General features: G+C 44.0%; 11 protein-coding genes. 4 read left to right on the top strand and 7 right to left on the bottom strand.

Features of this window, described 5'->3' with window-relative positions; all coding sequences use genetic code 11:
• The 4 genes from L696_RS31885 to L696_RS0110050 form a co-directional block, all read left to right on the top strand.
• Nucleotides 1-1,043, top strand: a 1,043-nt coding sequence (locus L696_RS31885; RefSeq protein ID WP_280740164.1) for a zincin-like metallopeptidase toxin domain-containing protein, incomplete at its 5' end; no start/stop codon positions are given.
• Entirely contained in the window at nucleotides 1,036-1,614 is a 579-nt protein-coding gene (locus L696_RS31425; RefSeq protein WP_081750713.1) for a hypothetical protein, read from the top strand. The genes L696_RS31885 and L696_RS31425, both read left to right, overlap by 8 nt.
• 597 nt (nucleotides 1,615-2,211) lie before the next feature.
• A complete protein-coding gene (locus L696_RS0110055) occupies nucleotides 2,212-2,640 on the top strand; it encodes an Imm30 family immunity protein (protein WP_245233333.1) in 429 nt (142 codons plus the stop codon).
• 225 nt (nucleotides 2,641-2,865) lie between these two features.
• Complete coding sequence (locus L696_RS0110050) at nucleotides 2,866-3,225, top strand: putative zinc-binding protein (RefSeq protein WP_025683531.1); 360 nt, start codon at nucleotides 2,866-2,868, stop codon at nucleotides 3,223-3,225.
• An 839-nt stretch (nucleotides 3,226-4,064) separates the two neighbouring features.
• Here L696_RS0110050 and L696_RS0110045 read toward each other — a convergent pair.
• The 7 genes from L696_RS0110045 to L696_RS0110015 all read right to left on the bottom strand — a co-directional run bounded on the left by L696_RS0110045 (nucleotide 4,065) and on the right by L696_RS0110015 (nucleotide 11,819).
• Nucleotides 4,065-4,946, bottom strand: coding sequence for a carbohydrate ABC transporter permease (locus L696_RS0110045; protein WP_025683530.1), 882 nt, complete (start codon nucleotides 4,944-4,946; stop codon nucleotides 4,065-4,067).
• Nucleotides 4,947-4,998: 52 nt separating this feature from the next.
• Nucleotides 4,999-5,880 (bottom strand): carbohydrate ABC transporter permease, encoded by an 882-nt coding sequence (locus L696_RS0110040; RefSeq protein ID WP_025683529.1) that lies wholly within the window; start codon nucleotides 5,878-5,880, stop codon nucleotides 4,999-5,001.
• Nucleotides 5,881-5,909: 29 nt separating this feature from the next.
• Entirely contained in the window at nucleotides 5,910-7,253 is a 1,344-nt protein-coding gene (locus L696_RS0110035; RefSeq protein WP_025683528.1) for an extracellular solute-binding protein, read from the bottom strand.
• 142 nt (nucleotides 7,254-7,395) lie between these two features.
• Nucleotides 7,396-8,196, bottom strand: coding sequence for a response regulator transcription factor (locus L696_RS0110030; RefSeq protein WP_025683527.1), 801 nt, complete (start codon nucleotides 8,194-8,196; stop codon nucleotides 7,396-7,398).
• Between the two features lie 2 nt (nucleotides 8,197-8,198).
• The gene (locus L696_RS0110025; RefSeq protein ID WP_025683526.1) at nucleotides 8,199-9,959 is read right to left on the bottom strand and encodes a cache domain-containing sensor histidine kinase; all 1,761 of its coding nucleotides are present in this window, start codon (nucleotides 9,957-9,959) and stop codon (nucleotides 8,199-8,201) included.
• A 279-nt stretch (nucleotides 9,960-10,238) separates the two neighbouring features.
• The gene (locus L696_RS0110020) at nucleotides 10,239-11,231 is read right to left on the bottom strand and encodes a Gfo/Idh/MocA family protein (protein WP_025683525.1); all 993 of its coding nucleotides are present in this window, start codon (nucleotides 11,229-11,231) and stop codon (nucleotides 10,239-10,241) included.
• A gap of 246 nt (nucleotides 11,232-11,477) precedes the next feature.
• Nucleotides 11,478-11,819 (bottom strand): cupin domain-containing protein, encoded by a 342-nt coding sequence (locus L696_RS0110015; protein ID WP_025683524.1) that lies wholly within the window; start codon nucleotides 11,817-11,819, stop codon nucleotides 11,478-11,480.
• Nucleotides 11,820-11,851 lie beyond the last annotated feature (32 nt).

Genomic DNA, 11,851 nt, shown 5'->3' with positions numbered 1-11,851 from the left:
ATACTTCATATTGGAATCAAACTGATTATTTTACAGCCAACTGGTGGCAGGATGAAAATAAGCTAAAACAAGCAGAGCAAGCACTGCGTACTGAAATTACAATGCAGCGCAAACTATCACTGTATGATATTAAAGATCCTAATAAATTGGCCGCCATCCAGCGTATCGTCAATGCAAAACGAACACACGTATGGGATGAAGGAACTCTCAATGCCATTGAAGATGGTTTAGTAGCGATGGGTGTGGACTCTACAAATGCTATTGAGTTGGACAAAGAGAAAATGGATGCACTCATTACTCGATACAATCAAGGCTTCATCGGACAAAAATCTGGAGATTACATGGAAAGGACAGGACTAAGCGATTTAGTCGAAAACACGACCTATGGAATTGTAGAAGCTCGTATCGGTATGGGGACTGCGGGAAGGTCTTCTTCTAGGTCCAGCCAGCCACCTATTGTAGAGAATCCGCCTGTAAAACCCAATCCAAAAGGTGGTCCAGGCCTAAACAGACCAATTGATGAGGGGACTGGTAATGGTGGTATCAAGGCTAGGGCTACTGATCTAGATCAGGCAGAATGGGACACAAAAAGAGTAAGTGGAAATGTTTTTAAAATTGACGAAAATGGTAATAGAAAAATACGTGCATCAGACTTTAAAAATTTCAAAAAAGATATGGATCAATCAGGGATTAAAGTTGTAATTGACAAAGAAAAGGTACCAAAAAATAAAGCTGGAGGTTTTGATCCTGAAACAGGAATCATGTATTTTAGAGGGAAACCATCTCAAATAGCGGCTTTTCATGAAAGCGTACATGCAAAGCAATGGTTAGAATTGGGTAAAAATAAATATTTAAAACAAAGTACCTTAGAAAGAGAAGAACATGTCTACAAAATAATAATGGAGAATAAAAATAATTTTACAAGAGCTGAATTATTTGCTACAGAACGATATATTTATAAATTGAGGAATAATGGAGATCCGGCACCATTTGGATGGCCACCTCCAAATTATCCAATATTTAAGGGGTGTTTAGATGAATAAACCAAAACTATCTGCATTGCAAGCTTTAGATATTGCACAAGAGTACATCGACAAACGTAACAAACGTAACAGAAGTAATAATCACTACACTCCTTGGACAATTAACGGTGACATAAACAAATCTGTTCAACATTACGAGAATTTTATTGGATTGACTGGTGGTGCTTGGGTTGTTGAGATAGACTTTAAGGAATTCGAAAAATTTTTGGTTATTTCTGATGTAGAACAAGTTATTTCTTTTTTTATATTTGGAATTGATAGAAATAAACTATCCAAAATATATTCTCAATTAACCGTAGACAAATTGCTCCAAATTTCTCAAAATTATAATGACAAGTATCATTTAGAAGGAGAAACCAATCCTAATCATGGTGAATCAATATTTTTTTATGAGAAATTTGAAGGTGTTGAAGGGTATTCATGGATTATTAATATGAAAGTACCACCATCACCGTTTGGTGGTGGTGATATGATAAGTCTTGTTCTTTCTGATGAAAAAGAGTGCGTTGAATATATGTTTGATCCGTCAGGGTACCCGGTTACCCCTCATTTAGATGATGAAGATGATTAAGAAATATTTTGTATGTTACTTTTTGAAATGTGTCACTACCAACCTATAAGTTGAATAGCAGAGCTAAAAACTTTCTTTGAAAACGGACGGAATCTATTGTAGTGTTACACGGCAGTTACATTGTGACAGCAAGATCGTAAAATATAAAAACATGACAAACACGCATGATTAACTTTCTAAGGCTTATTCCAACTTGAATCATGAGTTAGGAGTGAGCCTTTCCCCCATACAAAAACAATGATTTGCCATCCCTCCCCATCAGAGTTAACATACACCCACTTCAACAACGGGAGAGGAAATACACGATGTCAAACTGGCCAGATTGGTTTCAAGAGGCATTACGCCAGCGAATAACAGAATTCATGTCCATCAAAAGATGAGCATCTATTCACCAAAATGAATCAATTTAAACCTATTGATCGCATTATCCTAAGATTCTTTAGGTTTACATTTTAAAAGCAAGATCGAACAGTCCAGCTAGACAAAAAACAACTTAACAAACACTTAAAGCGACTAAAGGAAGATTTCAAAAATATATTACTACTGAACACAATAGAAGGCTTTAGTAGCGTAGTGTTAAATAGAGAGGAAAAGAATATGAATGAGAAAATTAATTTGCTATATAAAATGCGTTTTATGGAAAACGAGGGGGACAATATAGAGATATTTGAGAATATTCTGAATGAAATGTCCCTTGAAGGAACGAATGATATAATTCTCGATCTCTGTACAATCTTCGAAGATGAAGTTGCTGAACCGTCAGCTAATGATTATCTTATTGAAACTATATTTTATATTGCAAAACGTAATGATTTAGAAGAGGGTTTATTCAAATTGGCTTTGGGTACTTCCAAGATGTTGCCCCATGCAGAATTTTGGGCAGATAGAATCCATCGGACACTTCTAAATTCAAAAGATTTATTAATTTCTTACGGTAAAGCTTTGGAGAAATTAGAAGGTTCGACTAAACAGACAATCAAAGAAATTTTAATGGTGATTAAGGATGACGCTCCAGATTATATTTAGATAAGGCTAATTCTCTATTAGAAAAATAAGTTGAACATGGGGATCTGGCTGATTTGTATACACACAGTTAGCCCTATAACAGATTTTGAAAAAATGTTGTCGTGACTATTATCACGGTCTAACCTGTAAATTTAAGTTAAAATACAAACAATTTTAACTTTTATTTCATCTACGACCAAAAATACCGTGATTGATCACAAAGAAAAAACAAGGAAGTGTACAAAGATGAAAAGAACTGATTTACCTCTTGTTTATTCATGTTCTGGATGTTCCTCCGCAGCACAAACCGCTAACTTGATCGCTATAAAAATGGATCGAGAAAAAGTCGCTGAAATGTCCTGCATTGCTGGTGTTGGTGGTGATGTCAAACCACTTGTCAGAACAGCAAAATCGGGACGTGACATCATTGCAATTGATGGTTGTCCCTTGTCCTGTTGCAAGAGTTGCTTAGCAAGACATGAAGTTCAACCCAAACACCATTTCACGCTGTCTGACTTTGACGTACCCAAAGTAATAGGAGAAGATCCTAGCCCCAATCATTATAGGAATGCTTACACACAAATCTTAGAACTAATTGGACAATAATTCTTAATCAAAATAAAGGTGTGTATCGAAAGATGGCTCACCTTTATTTTAATTACTTCAAGGTGTTGGGAAAGTATACAGTAAAAGTATATCTGACTCTCATTATGTAACAATATCGTAAATTAGTTTTTACTGGTGGCTCCTAACACATCTTTAAGGGCCACCAGTATTATTTTTATACAGCAAAACATCTTTTTGATATGATTATTTTGTCGACTTTACTTCATATCATAATACATAGATAGACACTTCAAGAAGGCTTTATGGAACATTCCTTTTTTAGGATTGCCCGCATGGTCTAATGTTGACAATATTGGGTTTCACTACATCCTTTTTCTATCCAGTATTTTTTTACTCCCAGTTTAATCATTGGATATAAAATCCTAAAGAATTTGGAGCTCTAATAGCACACTCTCAAGCCTCTTCAGCACATTTTCTTTATAATTGTTATATGGAGGTAGTTCGTTTATGGGTCGGCAAGTATGTAGTTCTTTTGCGGTTTCAGTAAGACTCCAATCATACAAGTCTGGTAAGTAATTCACAATGTTCTTACTATTTAAAGGTACAACCCCCCGTTCATTTGACCACCACTTTATTTTGAAATATTACTCCAGCGATTTTATCAATTAGAACTAGCCAGTGAACAACAAGCTACAAATTTACCAGAAGATGAGCATCAACATTCTAGTTGTAGCAATCATGTCTTTTAACACATGTATTTCCCATCAACTCAAACTAGACTCACATAAAAATGTACCCCCTAGCATTCATCGGACAAACCAAGAGGTTTGTTCCAATGTCTACACTAGGGGGTACTCTTCTAACCTAGGGAATTTGCTTTACCCCTTAACCGACCCGGCTGCGATCCCTTCAACAATCCGGTCGCTCATGATGAGGAACACGAGCAAAATGGGCAAAATGCTGATCATCAATGTAGCTCCGATCGCTCCCCAGTCGGTCGTATATTGTCCAATGAAGTTCTGAACGCCCACGGTTAGCGTTTTGTTTTCATCCGAACTGATGAACGTATTGACGAAAATAAACTCATTCCAGTTATAGATCATGTTAATAATAGATGTCGTTGCCATGACGGGGGTTGTCATGGGCAGTACGATCCGGAAGAACATCCGGTTGACGGAGCAGCCGTCCATAACCGCTGCTTCTTCCACTTCACGGGGCAAGGCGTAATAGAAGCCCAGCAAGATCATCATCGTTGTCGGCAGATTAAAAGCAACATACGACAGGATGATGGAGAGTGAAGTTTCTGTTAAATGCAGTTTGAGAAACATGCTGAACAACGGAATCAAGGTGGAATGGACCGGAATCATTAGTCCGACCATAAATAGCCCGAGAACCAGCTGGCTTCCTTTCCATCGCATACGCGTAATGGCAAACGTTACAAAGCTGGCTAGCAGCACCGTCACCGCCACGGATATGACCGTAATCCACACACTATTGAAAAAATATCGCCCGATATTGCCGCTGGTCCACACATTCATATAGTTCTCCCAATGCGGCTGGGACGAGAGTGCAAACGGCGGAAGGTTAAACACTTCCTGATTATTTTTAAGCGAGAAAAGCATCAGCCACACCAGCGGTAAAAGCTGCGTCACCGCCAAGATGATTAAAATGATATACAAAGCGGCATAACCGACCCGAGTTAACATTTTGCCGCGGGTAGCGACTCCAAGCGGATAGCTGGCGGATAGCTGGGTTTTCATATCCGTTCCTCCCTCTCCTGTCCTTGTTACATCATCTATTTGCATGACCATGTTATGAATACTGGATGGTGTCACCCGAAGCCGTAACCTTGCGAATCAGCCACGTAGCGATCAAACAGATGAGCAGCAGGGCAAAGGCTGTAGCGCTGCCGTATCCGAAATCAAAGCTGCGGAATGCCTGGTGGTACATGTAAGAAGCCATCACTTCACTGGCTCCGTTCGGCCCACCGTCCGTCATGACGTAGATGAGGTCAAAATATTTGAGCGAGCCGACAATGGACAATATGATCGTGACGTTAATCACCTCGCGCAGCAGGGGCAATTTGATACGAGTCGCAATCTGCCAGGCACTGGCCCCGTCGATCCGGGCAGCCTCCACCAGCGTTTCGGGAATATTTTTCAGCCCGGCATAATAGATCAGAATATAAAAGCCTGCATATTGCCAAATAATCGGGATGAATAGGGCAGGCAACACCAAAGACGGATTAGCCAACCACTCGGGTGGGTTTTGAACTCCGACTGACGCCAGTAAGGAATTCAGCACTCCGTTCGTCGGATGATACATTTTGAGCCATAATTGCGCGATCGCTACAGAAGACAGCAGCATTGGGATCAGATAAATTTTCCTCAGCAGATTGGCTCCCTTGATTTTCCCTGACAAAATCATCGCAATGACCAGATAACCGATCAGACTGACGCCTGAAAACAAGGCCAGCAGCAGCGAATGCCAAGCACTTTGCCAGAACGCCGTGTCTGTGAACAAATGTTGATAGTTATCCAGCCCTACGAAAGTCATAGGGCCGATTCCATTCCACTGATTCAGGCCGTAATAGCCGGTCAGCACAATAGGCACATAAATCACAGCGAGTAACAGCAGCAGGGAAGGCAACACATACAGAGCAATGACAAGCTTATTGGACATGACCTTTTCCACGGCCGAACCTCCTTATTATGTGAGCAATTTCAATTTCCTTTCTCGATGGCAGCCTTATGCTGCTCGGCAAATTGTTGTGGTGTCACCGCTTTGCCAAACAACGCCTGAATCATATTCAAATGTACCTGCGCCGCATTCGGCTTCATCTGCACATCGGCGAACAATGTAATGCTGCTGGCTTGATTCAGCCCATTTAGCAAATCGACGTACAGCTTGGGCAAATTCCCTTTGGAGGTGTCCACTTTCGTAGCCGGAATAACTCCCGCCTGCGTTACCGATTGCTCACCCCATTTGACTACGAAATACTCAACGAACGCTTTGGCCTCTTCCTTCACCTTTGAATTCTCCGAAACGAATAAGCCTACTCCCGGACCTCCTACCCAGCTGTTCACGTTGCCCTTGCCGCCTGCAACCATCGGAAATTTAAAGAAGCCAATTTGATCTTTAAATGCTTGCGGGATGGCGGGATTGGTCGTAAAATTCGGCAATTCCCAAGTCCCCATCAAATACATGGCAGCCTTGCTGTTCATAAATTCGGATTTTCCTTCATCATTGGACAAGCCGTTAAATCCTTTGTTAAAGGCATTCATATCCACGAGCGTCTGGATTTCGGAGGCCGCCTGAATTAAACCAGGGTCATCGAACGAGCCTGAACCGTCAATCGCTTTTTTCAGCGTTTCGTTACCTGCTATACGGTCCGCCAGATACATGTACCAGAGGGAGCCGGTCCAGCGGTCTTTATTGCCCAGTGCAATCGGTGCAACTCCATGATCTGCAAGTGTTTTCACAACTTGCTTCAATTCGTCAAATGTCGCAGGCACTTTCAGGTTATATTTTTGGAATATGGCTTTGTTGTAGTAAATGGGTGAAATGTTCAATTCGATGGGAAGCGCATACGTTTTTCCATTCAGCGCATAAGCTTCGGTCGTTCCCGGTACGAATTTGCCCTTGAGGTTGGAACCATTCAACAGGTCATCCATCGGCGTAAATAATCCACCTTTAACGTAAGGCTCCATAAAGCCTGCTGCCCAGGTGATGCCGATATCCGGCAATTCATTGGAAGCTGACAGCACTTTGAGTTTGTTTTTGTATTGTTCGTTTTCCAGCACTTCCTGCTGAATGACAACATTCGGATGATCCTTTTGGTATTGATCTATAATCTGGGTCACAAGCTTGCTTTGCTGTGCCGAGCTTCCCTCTGGCCACAGGTGCATCATTTTAAGCGTAATCTTTCCCCCTTCTCCATTGGAACCCCCTTGCCCATCCTTATCAACACCGCAACCGGATAGCACCAGCATGAATGACAGCAGCAGGGTCAACCCAGCAAACCATTTTCGTTGTGAGCGCTTACGCAAACCATACTCGTTGGACATCGTTAGACCTCCGTTTGTTGTAATTATATTTTTGTAACCGTTATCATTTGTAAGTTTAGCACTCCATTCCTGCTTCCAACAGGGTACGCTCATTGGGTATAATTCCACTTTTATTGGGTTGTGGGCTGCCTATGCTATGCTGTCAGTGGATATCCTCCGACCCTTTACGCATCTGCTGTCTGTAGCGGCTGGGACTTACCCCTTCGGTCGCTTTGAATACTTTAATAAAATATTTATCAGTCCGGTAGCCTGAACGCTCGCCGATTTGGGCAATTGTTAACTGGGTATGCAGCAGCAGCTCCTTGGCCCGTTGTATCCGCAGCCGATGCAGATATTCGCTGAAGGACAAGCCACTTTGCTCCTTGAACAAAACACTAAAATAGCTGGCATTCAGGTGTGAATGCGCGGCAGTCTGCGCCATCGTGATGGATTCGTGAAGATGCTCCGCCATATAGATGAAGGCATGTCGTACCGGATCACTAAGAGTAGCCGCTTGGAGGTCAAGCTCTAACAGAACAGGATCAGCTATCTTTTCCAGCTTCTCGTACCGCTGACGTTCCTCCTCCAGCCGGAGCGCTTTATCTACCGCTTTCAGCAGTTCCTGCTTATCAATCGGCTTGAGCAAATAATTGACAGCTCCCAGACGAAGAGCCTGCTGGACATAATCAAACTCCGCATAGCCCGAGATGACAATGATCGCTGGCCGTCGTGAATCCCGTTCCAGAGAGCGGATTAAATCCAGCCCACTGAATTCCGGCAACCGGACATCCGTAATCAGCAGATGAACCGTCTCCGCTCGCAGTATATTTAATGCTTCCAAACCATTACCGAATGTCACAATCCGGTATTTCCCGGCGGCCCATTGCTCCAGTGTCTGGTGTATCCCCTGACGTGTTCGCTGTTCATCGTCTACAATGACAATGGTTTTGGATGAAACACTCATTCCTACCGCCCTCCATATTCATCAGGAATTTCAAAAGCGACCACAGTTCCTTCCTGCTCAGCACTATGTATCAGCACACCGTCCGTTGGATAAGATTCGTTGTCATAATAGAGAGCAAGCCTGCGCTGTACATTAACTAGTCCCATACCGGTTCCCTTGCTCTGGCAGGCTGATCCCCCCATCAATGCTGTACGCACAGCTGCAAGCTCCTCCAGTGTCATTCCAGGTCCGTTATCTATGACCGCGATCTTGGTCCAACCCGGTCTGGCCGAAGGAGTGACACGGATTTCAACGCGGCCGTTGCCGATCCGATTTTCGACGCCATGCAAAATGGCATTCTCTAGAATGGGCTGGATCAGCAGCTTAGGAAGCGGAATTTGGGCTGCCTCCGAAGGCATATGAATTTGCCAGCTCAGACGTTCACCCAGACGCAGCTCCATCAGTTCCAGATAACGCCGGATTTGCGCCATTTCTTCCCCGAGTGTCACCCAAGAGTCATGGTGAGCCGGTTCGATAACATAACGAAACAGCCGCGACATGGACACCATCAGCCCGGCAAGCTCCTCCTCTCCCTTCTCCTGTAGCGACCAGTTGAAAGCATCCAGCGTATTAAAAAGAAAATGCGGATTGATCTGCGCCTGCAGTGCTTTAAGCTCGGTTTGGCTTTGTAAAACCTCCTTCTCGCAAATAACACGGATCAATTCATTGATATCGACAATCATCGTGTTGTACTCTGCGTTCAATTCTCGCAGTTCGACGGCTGCTGCCGGTTCTGGATTCAGGGCCAATGCCCCTTCCCGTGAACGGCGCATCGCCTGAATCAAGTGACCTATCGGTCTTGTAATTAACGTAGACAGCATAAAGGACATGAACAGGAATAGCACGGCACCAAGAGACGCGGAAATGATAAGTGTAGTCCGTAAAACCGTTATTCCGTCTGTGACGACGCTAACCGGAATCAGGATCAGCAGCGACCAGCCCGTCCGCTCCGACTGCTGAACTGCCTTCACATATTCCCGCTCCCCAATATGAACCGTCTGTGTCTTGCTATGCATTACACCTGACAAATCCGTCTGGTTCATAGGTTCACCCGACAGCAGCTGGCCTTGACGATCTACAAGCAGCATGGTTTCATCCGCTTCTGCATTGACCGCTGACGTACCATTCAGTCCAAAATAACTTCGCTCCATACGGGTAATCAGGTACCCTCCGCGTGAGAACCAGCGGTCTACCAGGCTCACCTGCCGAATCGCCAGCAGCGAACGGGGGTCTTCGGGATCAATACCGATCCAGACCAGTCTTCCTTTCATCTGATTCGCTTCCCGAATGTCTGCCTGTCCGATACGTTCCTCCAGACTGCCCTCTCTAATCGGAAACAACATCTTCCCTTCGGCGGTATACAGCTCCAGCGAGCCGACACTCGGCATATATGCCTGATAGCTATGCATCACTTGCAGTAGTGATTGACGCTGTCCGAAATTCACCTTGCCCCTGTTGCGCTCCTCCAGCAAAATATGCTGAACAGACGGGTGATTCGCGACCTGCTCCGTCAAGCTGTCCATCTGGCCGATTAATGCATCCAGCCTGCCGCTTGCTTGTACCGCAGTCTGACCAATATGTCGCTCGGCACTGTCTTTTAACAGGTGAGACACATTGAGATAAATGAACGCCCCCGCCACACTCATCATAATGAGCATTACCAATATAAAGCCGATAAAAATCTGATTACGCAACGTGTTTAATGGTTGGAACCTTGAACGCATATGCCTTCTCCCCCCTGGACCATCGCAGAAAAAATGGGTAATGATAACGCTTTCTGTTTTTCTATTCTATCGCATCGTTCGTCTTTGTTGGCGTATTATCAGCAGAGATTAATCAAAATGGACAGGAATGCTATGAAATAGAAAGGTCGTAGGGTAACGAAAAAAATGACTCCCGACAAATGCAGGAGCCATCTACTGACAGTTAAACCGAAGCTTCTTTCAAATCACCCAAACTAAGGTACCGTCCAGGCTCCGAAGCTTGTATATAAAATAGGTATCCTATTGGAGCGCAGCCAAAATGCGGTCGCACAGCTCCATCGTTTTCACGTTATCCCGTCCACTTGAATCAGGCGTCCGTCCTTCTTGGCAGCAGTTCATGAAATGTGCGATTTCACCAACAAAACCGCGCAAGTACAAATCACGGTATCCGCCCGACATCGCGGAGGCTGACGGTGTCAGAACCGTATCGTTTTCCGCAAGGGATTTCCAAGGGAGCTCTGTGTGACTCTCCGACTTGTGAACGATCAGTGTATTCACTTCATCCGCGTTCGCAAAACCATGATCAAAGGTTACCGTGATCCCTTCACTCTCGCGTGTCCATGCTGTCATACCTGCGAAGTATAGGCTGCCCACTACACCATTTTCAAATTTCAGGGTAATCGTATGGGAAATAAACTCACCGTTATCGTTCGCAAATCCGGTAACCTGCGCCACTTCCCCGAACAAATAACGTACCAGATCGACCATATGAACCGCCGCCAGCTTCATGAAATCTTCGCCGGTTTTACAAAACAGGGTACTGTCCACGAGAAATTTCGCCTGAAATGAGCGTGCGGCTCCAAGCGAGCCACCCTCAATCAATTCTTTTAATTTTAAGTATACAGGTGCGTAGCGCTTCATGAAACCGACCATCAGTACAACACCCGCCGCTTCCGCCGCATCTGCAATTTGAGCCGCTTCCTCCGCATTCCAGCCCAGTGGCTTGTCTACAAAAACATGTTTTCCGGCCTTAATGCAGTCCAGTACGAACGAAGGATGATCTGCCGCTTGTGCAATCACGACAACTCCATCACAGTCTTCCTGCTCCAGCATAGCCTTGTAATTGTCATAAGGTGTGCCACTGCTTCCAAACCTCTGGAGCGCTGTCTTGGATCTGCTTATATCTCTGGTCGCAATCGCTTGAATTTCAGCCCCTGCCCCAATGACAGCAGGATATATATTCGTTGAAGCGTGAAAGCCAGCCCCGATAAAACACAGCCTCGCCTTGCTCATGTTGATCCCTCCCATGTGTACACTAAAATAATCCGATCCCATCGTACCATATTGCCGAAGTATATATACAGTGGCATAAAGATGAAGGACATGATTTTTAAGGGGAACAAGATAAAAAAACCTTAACAAAGATAATCTCTTATCCTTGTTAAGGCTTTGTCTGCATCACCAGTAACAATCCTTAAAAATACATTCAACCGAATCAAATTCCTCATCCGTTGAAATCCGTAAACCCCTCCAGGGAAGTTACAGGAAATCTGCACGTGCTGGTGTAAATGCATCTAGCAGAATACCGTCATCCTCCAATGGAATACAGCCATGAAGAGTATCGGATGGAAAATGGATGCTGTCTCCTTCTTTAACGGTCTGCACATCCTTTGTTTCGCCATTATCGATCATGAACTTAAAACTTCCCTTCACTACATAAGTGACTTGCTCATGGATATGCTTATGCAACAGAATCTCCCCTGTTTGGGCTTTAGCAAACATCACTTTGACATACATAAGCTGGTCGCTGTGGGCCAGCACTTTCCGGGTAGTATTACTGTCAACGATATCAATTTGAATATCTTGGTCATTAAAAAACATGGATAATTCCTCCTCTTTTTAAGCACAAATTA

The organism is Paenibacillus maysiensis (genome assembly GCF_000520815.1).
Lineage (GTDB): Bacteria > Bacillota > Bacilli > Paenibacillales > Paenibacillaceae > Paenibacillus > Paenibacillus maysiensis.
This window is presented reverse-complemented; position numbering and strand designations above follow the sequence as displayed.